Source organism: Sphingobium sp. DN12 (assembly GCF_051058005.1).
Lineage (GTDB): Bacteria > Pseudomonadota > Alphaproteobacteria > Sphingomonadales > Sphingomonadaceae > Sphingobium > Sphingobium yanoikuyae.
Window position 1 is genome coordinate 2,649,141 of record NZ_CP173717.1, and the last position, 14,054, is coordinate 2,663,194.

Sequence of the window (14,054 nt, forward strand, 5' to 3'; positions counted from 1 at the left end):
ATTGGCCTTCCCACCGCCCGCTGCTAGAACGGCGGCACGGGTGCTTCGCCACCCAGCAAGACCCAAGGTGCATGATGACAGAGACGACCGCGACGATCGACCCGAAGGAAGCCGCCCATTTCGGCACCATGGCCGCCGACTGGTGGGATCCCAAGGGGTCGAGCGCGATGCTGCACAAGCTGAACCCGGTCCGCCTCGCCTATATCCGCGCCGCGATCGACCGGCATTGGGACAGCGACGATCATGGCTTCCGTCCGCTCAGCGGCAAGCGCGCGCTCGATGTCGGCTGCGGCGCCGGCCTGCTGGCCGAACCGCTCGCCCGCCTCGGCGCCAGCGTCACCGGCCTCGACGCGGCGCCGGAAAATATCGCCGTCGCTGTCGCCCATGCACACGGCCAAGGCCTCGCCATCGACTATCGCGCCACCCCGGTGGAGCAGGTCAGCGACAGCGGCTATGACCTCGTCACCTCGATGGAGGTGATCGAACATGTCGCCGATCCCGCCGCCTTCGTTCGCGCCCTCGCGGCCAAGCTCGCGCCCGACGGGCTGATGATCCTCTCCACCCCCAACCGCACGCCCATGTCCCGCCTCGCCATGATCACCATCGGCGAAAGCATCGGCGGCATTCCCAAGGGCACGCATGACTGGTCCAAGTTCATCACCCCCGATGAACTGACCGCCCTGCTCGAAGACGCCGGCCTTGAAGTCACCGACAGCAGCGGCCTTGCCTTCGATCCGGCGCGCGGCTTCACCCTGTCGGCCAACACAGCGATCAACTATCTGCTGACGGCGCGTCACAAGGGCTGACGAAGACTCGGGCGCGCCAGCCTCAAGTCGACCGCCCCGCCATGGTCGAGCGCGCCCCCGCCATCCTGCGCCATGCCGGCCCACGCACCGGAATAGCGCGCGGTTTTCCGTGACTTCTTCCCTTCCCCTGCCATCCAGCGCCAGAGAGGTCGCCCAAGAAACGCTGTTCTCACGAAAAGCATTTGCAACTAAATTTTAATTACCAAACATCTTAAGCATCTAAATGGCAAATTCATTTGCAAAATTGTCATTTCATCTTTCGCCTGATAAAAAATGCGGGTGCAGACATTGCCGGGTCGCCGTCTGCACCTTCGACCGCATGCGGGCCGACCAACGACGTCCTTCCCGCCCCCGGCCGATCATCCGCTCTCAGGAGATCGAAACATGAAACTGCTTTTCTGCCTCTGCCTGGCCGTGCCGCTGCTGCTGCCGGCCGCATCCCGCGCCCAATCATCCGCCCCCTCGATCGACGTGACGGCGCCCACCACCGCCCCGCCCACGCTCGACCGCTGGGTCGAACGCACCGGCAACATCCTTTCCAACCGGCTGCGCTATCCCACCATCCTGTCCGGGCCGGAGGAAGGCATCGTCCAGGTCAAGTTCGCCTGCAGCGACAGCGGTGCGCCGGCCGGCATCGCCCTGCTCAACTCGTCCGGCTCGCGCCAGCTCGACAAGGCGGCGATGCGCGCCATCCAGAGCATCCCGACCCTGCATCCGCTGCCCGCCGGCATCGGCGCCGGGCAGAATTATGTCGCCACCATCCTCTTCGCCACAACCCAGGCCAGCTACAACCGGCAGATCCGCGATCTCCGGCGGCAGGCGCTCGACAATAATGCCCGCTTTGCCCGGCGCGCGGGTGGCCCGGCCATGGCCATCGCCCTGCTCGACACGCCGGACACCCCGCGCGCCGCCAACTGAGCCAGGCTCTGCGGGCGCGTAAAGGCGCGCGCCCGCAGTCCCCCTCGCTGCGCCCCGTGCGTTGCACTGCCCGCCGGCTGATGGCATCACCAGCCGATCGGGACAGCCGCTTAAGCCCGCGGCACAGCGAGGGGGATCATCCTATGGCCATGGATCCGCGGATCGACGCCTATATCGCCGCCCAGGCGGATTTCGCCCGCCCCATCCTCGACCATATCCGGGCGCTGATGCACGCCGCGTCACCGGACATGGGCGAAGCGGTCAAATGGGGCATGCCCTTCTTCACCTACAGGGACCAGAATCTCGCCAACATGGCCGCTTTCAAGGGCCATGCCGCCTTCGGCTTCTGGCATGACAAGGTTGGGCGTGAAGGCGCCAGCGACGACGCCATGGGCCAGTTCGGCCGCCTCACCGCCCTTTCCGACCTCCCCTCCGATGCCGACATCGCCGGGCTGATCGCGCAGGCCATGGCCCTGATCGACGCCGGCGACCGCCCGCGCACCGGCCCCAAGACACCCAAAGCGCCCTTGCCCGTCCATCCTGCCTTCGCGACCGCCATTGCCGCTGCCCCGGCCGCCGCCGCCATCTGGGCCGCCTTCCCGCCCGGCAAGATCCGCGACTATTGCGAGTGGATCAATGAGGCGAAGACCGACGCCACCCGCGACAAGCGCATCGCCCAGGCCGTCGACTGGATTGGCGAGGGCAAGGGCCGCAACTGGAAATATGAGAAGAAATAGGGATCTACTTCCGTCCCTCCCGCGGCTCTGCGGGCCAGCAATTGGTGCAGCGCCGCCAGCAACTGACGCCCGGCATCGCGATCGCCGGCTTCAGCCCCGGTTCGGGATGCAGCCCCGCCAAAATATCCGGTGAGACACCCTCTGGCGCGGCGCGGCTGTGGCACATCAGGCATCGGGCGCGATAGGCAGCCCGCGTCAGGCCGGAATGATCCTCCTGCGCGCGCGGCCGCTCCGGCATGACGAGCAGCATGCCCGCCACCCCCATGAAAATGGCCATGCCCCGCGCGCATATCGTGCGGGGCATGGCCATCCTGTTCGGCGACCTGTTTAAAATTTTTGGCCGAACCTTATGCCGAAGAATTGCGGCTTGATCGTGAAGGTGCGCGAGCTGTTGGCGCAGAAGTCGATCGAGCAGAAGGTGTTGCGCGTCAGCTGCCCACGCTTGTCGAAGGCGTTCTGCAGGAACAGGGTGACGCTCCAATTATCCTTCTTGATCCCGCTCGAAAAATCAAAGCTGACAAAGCCCTTGGTATTGCCCAGCAGCTCGTTGCTCTCGACGTTCAGATCCTGCGTCGCGCCGGTCTGGTAGAGCGCCGCGCCCTGGATATAGGCGGCATAGTCGCCCAGGTCGGTGTCATAGCGGATCGATGTCGTCCCCTTGAAGCGCGGCTGGCGCGGCAGGCGGGTGCCGTTGGCGGCCGCGACCTGCGGCGTCGGCGGGCTCGATCCTTCGACGAACTCGCCCAGCGTACAGCTGCTCAGCTGCGCAATGGACTCGGTCTCGGTATTGAGCGCGAAGTTGCAGAAATCGCCCTTCAGCTTGGCATCGTTGAACGCGCCGGAGGTGGAGATCGTCACCTTGCCCAGCCGCAGGTCGGCATCATATTCGATGCCCTTGACCTCGGCCTTGCCGGCATTGCCGGTCATGCCCGCGCCCTGTGCGCCCGACACGACCACGCCATATTGGATATTGTTCCACTTCTCATAATAGACGGCCGCGTTGAAGCGGAAGATATTGTTCCAGGTCGTCTTCACGCCGACCTCGAAATTGGTCAGCGTTTCCGACTTGAACGGCGCGACATTGACGATCTTGCCCAGGCTGCGGATGCGCAGAGGCCGGTTGAACCCGCCGGGGCGGAAGCCGGTCGAATAGTTGAAATAGACCATCTTGTCGGGCTGGAACTGCCAGTCGAGCGCGACCTTGTGGGTCTCGCCATCCTCCTTGTAGCGGCCAGTGCCGTCCGCCGCATTGGGGTTGGTGTTGACGCAGGTCAGCCGCTCGTCATCGGGCAGCGGCGTGGTACAGCCCACGCCTGCGGCCGATCCGGCCACGCCCGCAAAGCCCCGAACCTTATAGTCGGTCCAGAAATAGCGGATGCCGCCGGTCAGCTTCAGCGTCGGCGTGATGTTGTAATGGCCTTCGGCAAAGATCGCCTTGTCATGATAGAGCTGGTCCTGCTCGACATAATAGAAGGCGTCGCCCTTCACCGCCTGGGTGCCCAGGATCATTGTACCCAGCGGATTGCCGTTCGGATTGATGACATCGCTGGTATCGAAGACGGGATTACCGTCGTCATCATAGGTGATGCCATACATGGCCGGCACGCCGATCAGCCCGCCCGCCACATCGCCGCCGCCGGTCGCGGTATAGCCGGTGATCGTGTCGAGCCCGCGGATCGCATAGCTGGTGTTCAGCTCATTCTTCTGCCGCTGGTAGAAGCCACCGACGGTCACGTCGAACGGCCAGTCCTTGGGCGTCGAAATCCGCAATTCCTGGGTGAATTTGTTGCGGTGCGTGTCGGCATGATAATATTGGGTCGGGTTGATCATCTGGCACTGCTGACTGGCGCCAGAGCCGGTGCAATTGTCGAAAAATTGCAGATAGCTTTCATAGCCCGGCCCGAAGCCGTCATAGGTGACCGTGTAATAGGTATAGTCGTTCAGCGTGCGGGTGCGGCGCTTGAAATAGCCGGTGGCCGAGACGATGTCCCAGTCGCCGATATGGCCGTGGATCGACAGCGCCGCCTGATACCAGCGATCGTCATTCTTGGTCTGGTCATAGTCATGGACTTCCAGGTCGCCGACCCGCGGATCATAGCCGAAATAGCCGCGCGCGACCTGCTTCTGGGCCGTGATCTCGGGCGTGATGTCCCAGCCCTCGGTCGGCTGCCACAGCAGCTGGAAGCGGCCGCCAAATTCGCGGATGGTGTTGTAATCATCCTTGGCGATATCGCTATTGTCGAGCGTGTAGGATGTGTTGGGGTTGTTGTCGCCCAGTGTCAGGGTCGACGAACTGCCATCGTTGAACGTGCCATTGTTGGGCGTGTTGTCGATATAGCCGCCGTCGCGCCGATAATAGCCCATGGCCCGCACCGCCAGCGTCGGCGCCAACGGCACGTTGATGTAGGATTCCAGCTGGCCGCCGAAATCGCCCTTGCCATATTTATTGGCTTCCACGTCATAGCCGAACTCGAACTTGTCGAGCTTGGGCTTGTTCGTGATCAGGCGGATGGTGCCGGCCAGCGAGCCCGCGCCATAGAGCGTGCCCTGCGGCCCGGACAGCGCCTCGACCCGTTCCAGGTCATAGGCATGGATATCGGGCACTTCGGTGCCGGTGATCGGCATGTCGTCGAGATAATAGCCTACCGAGGCATAGGCGCCGCCGGCGGGCACGATGCCGCGGAAGAAGGCGGTGTTGCGGCCGGGGCCAATGCCCTCGAACGAGACCGACGGCAGCAGGGCGGCGAAATCGCTCAGGCCCTTCACCTGTCGCTCCTGCAATTTCTCCGCGCCCAGCGCCTGCATCGAAATCGGCACCTTCTGGATGCTCTGCGCGCTGCGCGTCGCGGTGACGACGATCTCGCCCAGCCCCTGTTCGGCCTCGGCTGCGGCCGCATCGGCGGCGGCGGCATCCGCCGCCGGAGCCTGCGCCAGTGCCGGCGCGGACAGGATCATCGGTGTGAGGAACGTGCCCGTGCCAAGCGCGCAGAACGTGCGCACTCTTCGCGAGCGGAGACGAATGGCCATACGAATACCCCCTGATACGCGTTGCGACTCGTCCTCTCCTGCGAAATTCGCCCGGTGCTCCGGGTCTCCTTCCCTGACGCGTTCGCATGGCCTCGCGCACCGACGGCCGACAGGGCGAAGGATGCCCCGCCCGAAAGAGAGACTCTTTCAGGATCGCCGCCAGACGCTGGCCACGCTGTTTATCTGTTCCATAATCCCCGGACAGTTCGCTTTTGCAGCAATCAGAACAACTGTCCTAAATTCGATACTGCCGATCGGACACGCCCTGTCAAGCGGCTGTTCGGCGACTTTTTGAAACTTTTACGACAAGCTGACTCGACGCCCGCCTGCAGCCGACATAAGATTTTGAGCAGTCGCACAAATATGAGGGGCTATGGGGAACGCGTCCGCCGTACCGGCAACCGACAGCATCCAGACGGCGCTGGCAGACGCCGCAGCCCTGCTCGACGCCCGCCCCGAGGCGGCATTGGCGCAGGCCGAGGCGATCCTGCGCCGGGCCGGGCGCCTGCCCCCCGCCGAACTGCTGATCGGCCAGGCGCTACGCCGCCTCGGCAAGCCCAAGGCCGCACTGGCCCGGCTCAATCCCCTCGCCCGCCAGCATCCCAGCGTCCCGGCGATATTGTGGGAACTGGCCCAGGCCGCGCAGGAAGCCGGCGACCATCGGCAGGCAATCGGCGCGCTGGAAAGCCTGACCCGCCAGCAACCCGGCGTCCCCGGCGGCTGGTTCCTGCTGGCCGGGCTGCTACGCACGGTTGGGCGCGATGGCGATGCCTGGCGCGCCGACCTGTCGGGGGTTCATGCCGCCTCGCGCGATCGCGACCTGCTGGCAGCCGCAATGGCGATGAACGAGGGGCGGCTGGACGACGCGGCCGCGCTGCTGACGGCGCGCGCCGGTCGCCTGCCCGACGATCCAGCCGGCATCCGCCTGATGGGTGAGGTGCAATGGCGGCGCGGCGACATGAATGCCGCCCTCGCTCATGTCGAGCGCGCCGTCGCGCTGGCGCCCGGCTTCGACCTCGCCCGCGATTTCCTCATCCGCCTGCTATTGCAGAACAACCGCCTGAACGAAGCGCTGGCCCATGCCGAAATCCTCGCCCGCTCGCCGATCCATAATCCGGGCTATGACCTCATCCGCGCATCGGTGCTGGTGCGGCTGGGCGATCAGGACGCGGCACGCTCCATTTATGAAAGCCTGCTGGCCGATCGTCCCGACCAGCCGCAGGTCTGGCAGAATCTGGGCCATGCGCTCAAGACGCTGGGGCGACAGGCCGACGCGGTCCATGCCTATCGCCAGGCGGTCCATCATCGCCCGACCATGGGCGAAGCCTGGTGGAGCCTCGCCAACCTCAAGACCGTGACGCTCGACGCCGACGACCTCGCCACGATGGAGCGCGCGCTCGAAACCCTGGCCCGCGATGGCCAGACGGAGGGCGAGGATGTCTTCCACCTCCATTTCTCGCTCGGCAAGGCGCAGGAGGATCGCAAGGCGGACGAAGCGGCCTTCCGCCATTATGACGCCGGCAACCGGCTGCGCCGCGCCATGATCCGCCATGATGCCGGCGAATTTTCCGCCGAAGTCGCGGCCACTGCCACGACCTTCAGCGCGCCCTTCATCGCCGCCATGGGCGACGGCGGCTGCACTGCGCCCGACCCGATCTTCATCGTCGGCCTGCCGCGCGCGGGATCGACATTGGTCGAACAGATCCTCGCCAGCCACAGCCAGGTCGAAGGCACGATGGAACTGCCCGAGATGATGATGATCGCCAGCCGCCTGCAATCGCGGGTGGACGATGGCGAATTTGCCGATTTCGCGACCATGGCGGCGTCGCTGACCCCGGCCGACCGCCGGCGGCTGGGCGAGGAATATGTCGAGCAGACCCGCGTCCACCGCCAGAGCGGCAAGCCGCGCTTCATCGACAAGATGCCCAACAACTGGCAGCATGTCGGCCTCATCAAGCTGATCCTGCCCAATGCCAGCATCATCGACGCGCGCCGTCATCCGATGGGCTGCTGCTTTTCCGGCTGGAAACAGCATTTTGCGCGCGGCCAGGCCTTCACCTATGACCTCACCGACATCGGCCTTTATTATCGCGACTATGTCGCGCTGATGGCCGCCTATGACGCGGCCGCGCCGGGCCGGGTCCATCGCGTCATCTATGAACGGATGGTCGCCGACACGCCGGGCGAGGTCGACCGGCTGCTCGCCTATCTCGGCCTCGATTTCGAGACCGCCTGCCTGTCCTTCTGGCAGACCGACCGGGCGGTGCGCACCGCCAGTTCCGAACAGGTGCGCCAGCCCATCTATACCGGCGGCGTCGATCATTGGCGGCGCTTCGAACCCTGGCTGGCCCCACTGGCCGACGCACTTGGGCCGATCGCGCACAGCTATCCCGACCTGCCGCCGCGCTGATCATGCGCGCCTTTGCTCCCCTCCCTTCCAGGGAGGGGCCGGGGGTGGGTGCGCCACGAAGCGGCCGCCTGCGCGCCAGTGGGCAGAAGCGCTAAACCCCGCCATCCTCCCCCCGTCGCGGAAAGCGCACCCGGATATGCGTGCCCGCGCCACTCTCGACAATCTCCACCTGCGCGCCCATGCGCGACGCGGCGGACTGGACGATGGCAAGGCCCAGCCCCGTCCCCTCCGGCGCGCTGGCGCCGCCCACGCGGAAGAAGCGCTCGAACACCTTGTCGCGATGCTCCACCGCAATGCCGGGGCCGTCGTCGCTGACCGTCATCAGGGTCGCGTCCTCGCCCTGCGCCAGCGCGATCGTCACCGTACCGCCGGGCCGGTTATAGCGGATGCCATTGTCGACCAGATTGGCCAATATCTCGAACACCAGCGTGCGATGCGCCTCGACGCGATAGCTTTCCGCGTCCGATGCCTCCAGATTGAGTTCGACCTGCGCCTGGATCGCCTGGTTGATCAGCCGGTTGACCACCACCGCGCTCACTTCCTTCAGGTCCACCGTCTCCAGCGGCGGCGATGCCCCGGCTTCCTCGGCCCGCGCCAGCGCCAACAACTGCGTCACCAGCCGCTCCAGCCGCTGCGCCGCATCGGCAATCTCGTCGAACGCCTCGCGCGATCCCCGGCGCGCCAACTCGATCTGCACCTTAAGCACCGAAATCGGCGTGCGCATCTGGTGCGAGGCATCGGCGGTGAAGCGGCGCACGCCCCCCGTCGCCTGGTCCAACTGGCGCAGCAGCCGGTTGAACGCCCGCGCCAATGGCCGCAATTCGCTCGGCAGCGGCCCCGCTTCGAGTGCCGAGAAATCCGGCCGCGCGCCGCCATCGCGCACCTCGACCGCGCGCCGCAGCCGCAGCAACGGCCGCAGGCTCCAGCCCAGCGCCGGCCGCAGCAGCAGGATCGCCACCCCCACCAGCGTCAGTTCGCCGATCAGCAGCGCGATCATCAGCCGGTGCATCAGCGCCCGCCGGTTATCCAGCGTCTCGGCCACCTGCACGATCACCGGGTCGGCGATCCGCGGCAGGCTGCGCTTCACCTCGCCGATGCGGATGTCCTGCCCGCGATACCGGGCAAAGCGGAACCGCGGCTGGTCGACCGGCATGGTCCGCGGGTCGGGCGCGGGCAGATCGGCATAGCCGGTCAGCAACGTGCCGCCCACCGCGATCCGGTAATAGACATTGTCCCGCTCGCTATTCTCCAGCATGCCGAAGGCGGCGGGCGGCAGGTCCAGCGTCACCTCGCCCCGCTCCACCTGCACGGTTTCGGCGATCGCGCCCAGCGCGCCGCCCAGCACCCGGTCGTTGGTCCGGCGGACCACGTCGGAAATCAGCGTCGCGCCGCCCACGCCGATGATCGCCGCCGCGCCCAGCATCGGTCCCAGCATCGCCGCCAGCAGGCGGGTGCGCAGGGCAATGGCCCGCCCCTCGCCCGATGGCCGTCCCTCATTGGGCATCGAGCATATAGCCCACGCCGCGTACCGTGCGGATGCCCGGCCCGTCGGGCGCCAGCTTGCCGCGCAGCCGGGTCACATGCACCTCGATCGCATTGCTGCCGACCGGCTCGTCAAAGCCGAACACCTCGCCGATCAGCAATTCGCGCGGCACCACCTGCCCGGCCCTGGTCGCCAGCGACTCGAGCACCGCCAGCTCGCGCCGGCGCAGGTCCAGCGCCCGTCCGGCGACATCGGCGGCCCCGGTCGATCGATTGATGGTCAGCGGCCCGACCGTGATTTCCGGGGTCGGATCGCCCCCCCGCCGCCGCCCCAGCGCCCGCACCCGCGCCTCCAGTTCCTGCGGCTCGAAGGGCTTGCGCAGATAATCGTCGGCGCCTAGGTCCAGCCCCCGCACCCGGTCGTCCAGCGCATCGCGCGCGGTCAGCATCAGCACCGGCACTTTCTCGCCGCGCCGGCGCAATTCCGCCAATACGGTGAAGCCATCGATATCGGGCAGGCCCACGTCCAGTATCACCAGCGCATAGGGTTCCCCGCCCACCACCGCCAGCGCATCCTCGCCGGTCGCGACATGGTCCACCGCATGGCCGCCCGCCCGCAGCAGGGCTGCAATGCTGCGCGCCAGTGCGGCGTCATCCTCGATCATCAAAATCCGAATAGGGCACCCGATGCTGAAAGGTTGATGACAGCTTGGCTTCGTAACTGCCTCTCCCAATCCGACAGAAGAACGGAACATGTGAGGAGCAGGGTCGATGCGAAGGGTTATTCAGATAGTGGCGGCGCTGGCAAGCCTGTCCGTCACCAGCGCGACAGCGGTAGCGCAAAGGCCAACCGGCTATCCGCGTTCCTATGACGATCTGATCGGCGATGCCCGTGCCGAACGGCAGGTCATCGTCTATGCCAATGCCGACACGTCGGAAATGGCACCGGTCATCCTGGCGTTCCAGCGCCGCTATCCCGGCGTCACCGTCAGCTATTCCGACCTCGGGTCGAACGAGATGTTCCGCCGCTTCTCGAGCGAGGCGCGCAGCGGCCGGATGTCGGCCGACCTGGTCTGGTCGTCGGCGATGGACCAGCAGGTCAAGCTCATCAACGACGGCTTTGCCCAGGCCTATGCCAGCCCCGAAAAGCCCGCCCTGCCCGCCAATGCGGTGTGGAAGAATATGGGCTTTGGCGTCACCGCAGAGCCGATCGCCTATGTCTACAACAAGAAGGCGATTGCCAATCCGCCGCGCAGCCATGCCGCGCTGGAGGCGATGCTGCGCAAGGATCGCAAGGCACTGACCGGCAAGGTCGCGACCTTCGATCCTGCCCGCTCGAACACCGGCTATCTCTATCTGACCCAGGATTATGCCATCACCCGCGACACCGGTTCGCTGGTCGAGGCGATGGCCGCGACCCGGCCGCAACTGCACATCACCACCGAACCGATGCTGCGCGGCGTGGCCGAAGGCAAATTCTCGATCGCCTATAATGTGATCGGCTCCTACGCGCAGGAACGCGCCCGCCGCGACCCGCGCATCGGCGTCGTCTTTCCCGAAGATTATACCATCGTGATGTCGCGCATCGCCTTCATCGCGCGCGAGGCGCGGCACCCTGCCGCCGCCAAGCTGTTCCTCGACTTCCTCCTCTCGCGCGAAGGGCAATCGCTGCTCGCGCAACATAGCCTCTGGCCGGTGCGGACCGATATCAACGGTCGCCGCCTGCCCGCTGCCCAGGCCCGCTCGATCCGCGTCGGCCCGCAGCTTCTCGTCAATCTCGACCGCCTCACGCGCCAGCGCTTCCTGCGCGAATGGCAGGCGGCCCTTATTTCCGGAGCCCGATAAGCATGTCCCATCTGATGTTGCGCGGCGGTTGCGCCGCGCTGGCACTGATCGTCGCCACGCCCGCCCTTGCTCAGACGCCCAGCGCCGATGACCTGGCCGCACTGGTAAAGGCCCAGGCCGCCGAGATCGCCGCGCTCAAGGCCCGGCTCGACAAGATCGAGGGGCAACAGGCCGCCGCCCAGGCCGCGGCGCCCCCCGCCGCTGCGCAGCCCGCGCCGCAAATGGCGCAGCAGGACGCGGCCCAGCCGCTGGTCATCGCCCCCTTCGCGCCGCAGATCGTGCCCCCCGGCCCGGCCGATATCGACGTGGCCCAGGCCCGCGCGGTCGCCGCCAACCCGTCCGGCGTCACCACCGAATGGGGCGCGGGCCTGCCCGTCTTCCGCTCGGCCGACGGCGTCTTCACCTACAAGCCGCGCGGCCGCATTCTGGTCGACGTCAGCTCGACCATGGGGTCGAAATATGGCGGCCGCAACACGACGACGACCGGCATGCGCGCGCTGCGCCTGGGCCTGGAAGGCGGCGTCGGCCCGCATTTCTTCTACCAGTTCGAAAGCGATTTTTCGGAGAATGAGGTCGACATCGTCACCGCCTTCCTGGGCTATCGCAACAAGATCAGCAGCAAGGTCGATTATGACGTGCGCGCGGGGCACCTGTTCAACGACCGCGCCTTCGAAGGCAGCACCGGTTCGGACTCCACCCCCTTCCTGGAACGGGGCGTGGTGTCGACCGCCATCATCCCGCAACGCGGCTTCTACGGCATCGGCATCATGGGCCGCATGTTCGGCCCCAACTGGCATGCCTCGCTCAGCGTGACCGGTGACCGCGTCGATGGCGAACAGGCGACCAATGACAGCCGCACCTTCAGCGGCCGTGCGCACTGGAACCCGATCAGGACCGATCGCTCGCTGCTCCATGTCGGCGGATGGTTCTTCGACGAAGCCCTGTCCTCCGCCGCGACCACGCTCACCCGCAGCACCGTCATCGGCGGCCGCTTCAACGGCGCGGTCCGCGTCACCACCGGCGAACTGCTCGGCGGCCGCTCGACCACCGGCTATGGCGCGGAACTGGGCGGCTATGTCGGCGGCCTGTGGGTGATGGGTGAGGCCGGTCGCCGCATCGCGCGCCTCGACGGCGGACGCCCCAGCTTCGAAAGCAAGGCCTGGAGCCTGTCGAGCGGCCTGTTCCTGACCGGCGAACTGCCGCCCTACAACCCGCGCCTCGGCAGCTTCGGCCAGCCCAATGTGCTCGATCCCGTGCTGGACGGCGGCCTCGGCGCGATCGAGCTGACCGCCCGCTACGAAAATCTCGATTATACCGACCTGGTGCTGGGCGGCGACGGCTGGGCCGCGACGCTGGGCGTCAACTGGTATCTCAACAGCTTCACCCGGATTCAGCTCAACGGCATCCAGTGGCACACCAACAACCGCGCCGGCACCTACACGGGCGGCGATGACGGCCAGACCGTCAGCGCCCGTGTCGGCGTGACCTTCTGATCCTCCTTCCTCCAGCCCCCTCAAGGACGCAGCGATGAATCTTGCCCTGCTCGGCTTCCTGATGGTCGCCACCTTCATGACGCTGATCATGACCAAGCGGATGACCCCGCTGGTCGCGCTGATCGTCATCCCCTCACTGTTCGGCGTGATCGCCGGCCAGGCCGCCGGCCTTGGCGACATGATGATCGACGGCATCAAGAATCTGGCGCCGACCGGCGTCATGCTGCTGTTCGCCATCCTCTTCTTCTCGACCATGACCGACACCGGCCTGTTCGACCCGCTGGTCGCCCGGCTGGTGAAGATCGTGCATGGCGATCCGCTGCTGATCCTGCTGGGCACGGTGGTGCTCTGCTCGGTCGTCAGCCTCGACGGCGACGGGTCGACCACCTACATCATCACCATCGCTGCGCTGCTCCCCCTCTACAAAAGGTTCGACATGAACCGGCTCTATCTCGTCTGCCTGCTGATGGTGACGAGCGGGATCATGAACCTGACCCCGTGGGGCGGGCCGACCGCCCGCGCCGCGAGCGCGCTGAAGCTGGACCCGGCCACCCTGTTCCTGCCGCTCATCCCCGGCATGATCGCCGGCCTCGCCTTCCTGCTCGGCCTCGCCTTCTGGTTCGGGATCAAGGAACGCCGGCGCCTGGGCAAGGTGCAGGCGCGCCAGTCGGTCGCCCCGTCGGACCTGGGCGTCTCGCAATATCCCGAAGCGCGCCGGCCGCATCTGCGCTGGTTCAACGGCCTGCTGGTGGTGGCGCTGCTCGTCCTGCTGGTCTGGGGTGTGCTGCCGCTCTCGGTGCTGATGATGATCGCCTTCGCCATCGCCATGATCGTCAACTATCCCGGCGTCGCCCAGCAGAAGGAACGGATCGCCGCCCATGCCGGCAATGTCCTGTCGGTCGTGTCGCTGATCTTCGCCGCCGGCATCTTCACCGGCATCCTCGGCGGCACCGGCATGGTGGAGGCGATGAGCAAGGAAGTCGTCGGCGTCATCCCGCCCGCGCTCGGCCCCTATATGGCGCCGATCACCGCCCTGCTCTCCATGCCCTTCACCTTCTTCATCTCCAACGATGCCTTCTATTTCGGCATGCTGCCGATCCTCGCCGAAGCCGGCGCCCATTATGGCGTCGAACCGATGGCGATCGCCCGTGCGTCGCTGATGGGCCAGCCGGTCCATCTGCTCAGCCCGCTGGTCCCCTCCACCTATCTGCTGGTCAGCCTGGCGGGCGTGGACCTGGCCGATCATCAGCGCTTCACCCTGCTGCCCGCCGCCGCGGTCGGCATCGTCATGACCCTGGTCGGCATGATCGCCCTGGCCTTCCCCTTTGTCGCCTAG

General features: G+C 66.3%; 11 protein-coding genes. 7 read left to right on the top strand and 4 right to left on the bottom strand.

Annotated elements, in window-relative coordinates; all coding sequences use genetic code 11:
- Nucleotides 1–71: 71 nt before the first annotated feature.
- The 3 genes from ubiG (at nucleotide 72) to ACI6S0_RS12575 (ending at nucleotide 2,461) form a co-directional block, all read left to right on the top strand.
- Nucleotides 72–806 carry a bifunctional 2-polyprenyl-6-hydroxyphenol methylase/3-demethylubiquinol 3-O-methyltransferase UbiG gene (gene ubiG, locus ACI6S0_RS12565; RefSeq protein WP_434403247.1) on the top strand — a complete coding sequence of 245 codons (735 nt, stop codon included), beginning with the start codon at nucleotides 72–74 and terminating at the stop codon, nucleotides 804–806.
- A gap of 384 nt (nucleotides 807–1,190) precedes the next feature.
- Nucleotides 1,191–1,724 (top strand): energy transducer TonB family protein, encoded by a 534-nt coding sequence (locus ACI6S0_RS12570; RefSeq protein ID WP_017501367.1) that lies wholly within the window; start codon nucleotides 1,191–1,193, stop codon nucleotides 1,722–1,724.
- 143 nt (nucleotides 1,725–1,867) lie between these two features.
- On the top strand, nucleotides 1,868–2,461 hold the full coding sequence (locus ACI6S0_RS12575; RefSeq protein WP_434403248.1) for a YdeI/OmpD-associated family protein: 594 nt from the start codon (nucleotides 1,868–1,870) through the stop codon (nucleotides 2,459–2,461).
- A gap of 4 nt (nucleotides 2,462–2,465) precedes the next feature.
- Here ACI6S0_RS12575 and ACI6S0_RS12580 read toward each other — a convergent pair whose 3' ends face one another.
- Nucleotides 2,466–2,738, bottom strand: coding sequence for a hypothetical protein (locus tag ACI6S0_RS12580; protein WP_434403249.1), 273 nt, complete (start codon nucleotides 2,736–2,738; stop codon nucleotides 2,466–2,468).
- 50 nt (nucleotides 2,739–2,788) lie between these two features.
- On the bottom strand, nucleotides 2,789–5,416 hold the full coding sequence (locus ACI6S0_RS12585; protein ID WP_434405945.1) for a TonB-dependent receptor: 2,628 nt from the start codon (nucleotides 5,414–5,416) through the stop codon (nucleotides 2,789–2,791).
- A gap of 445 nt (nucleotides 5,417–5,861) precedes the next feature.
- Between ACI6S0_RS12585 and ACI6S0_RS12590 the strand changes: the two genes are divergently transcribed.
- Nucleotides 5,862–7,898, top strand: a complete 2,037-nt coding sequence (locus tag ACI6S0_RS12590; RefSeq protein WP_434403250.1) for a tetratricopeptide repeat-containing sulfotransferase family protein — start codon at nucleotides 5,862–5,864, stop codon at nucleotides 7,896–7,898.
- A 91-nt stretch (nucleotides 7,899–7,989) separates the two neighbouring features.
- On the opposite strand, the gene ACI6S0_RS12595 is transcribed toward ACI6S0_RS12590, so the two are convergent.
- Entirely contained in the window at nucleotides 7,990–9,402 is a 1,413-nt protein-coding gene (locus ACI6S0_RS12595; RefSeq protein WP_434403251.1) for a sensor histidine kinase, read from the bottom strand.
- Nucleotides 9,392–10,045, bottom strand: a complete 654-nt coding sequence (locus ACI6S0_RS12600) for a response regulator (RefSeq protein ID WP_004208051.1) — start codon at nucleotides 10,043–10,045, stop codon at nucleotides 9,392–9,394. The genes ACI6S0_RS12595 and ACI6S0_RS12600 overlap by 11 nt, the downstream gene beginning before the upstream one ends.
- Before the next feature lie 106 nt (nucleotides 10,046–10,151).
- Between ACI6S0_RS12600 and ACI6S0_RS12605 the strand changes: the two genes are divergently transcribed.
- Genes ACI6S0_RS12605 through ACI6S0_RS12615 form a run of 3 tightly spaced genes read left to right on the top strand, consistent with a single transcriptional unit; the run spans nucleotide 10,152 to nucleotide 14,054 of the window.
- Nucleotides 10,152–11,225, top strand: a complete 1,074-nt coding sequence (locus ACI6S0_RS12605; protein WP_099233676.1) for an ABC transporter substrate-binding protein — start codon at nucleotides 10,152–10,154, stop codon at nucleotides 11,223–11,225.
- Nucleotides 11,226–11,227: 2 nt separating this feature from the next.
- A complete protein-coding gene (locus tag ACI6S0_RS12610) occupies nucleotides 11,228–12,718 on the top strand; it encodes an OprO/OprP family phosphate-selective porin (RefSeq protein WP_434403252.1) in 1,491 nt (496 codons plus the stop codon).
- Nucleotides 12,719–12,752: 34 nt separating this feature from the next.
- Complete coding sequence (locus tag ACI6S0_RS12615) at nucleotides 12,753–14,054, top strand: CitMHS family transporter (RefSeq protein WP_097384243.1); 1,302 nt, start codon at nucleotides 12,753–12,755, stop codon at nucleotides 14,052–14,054.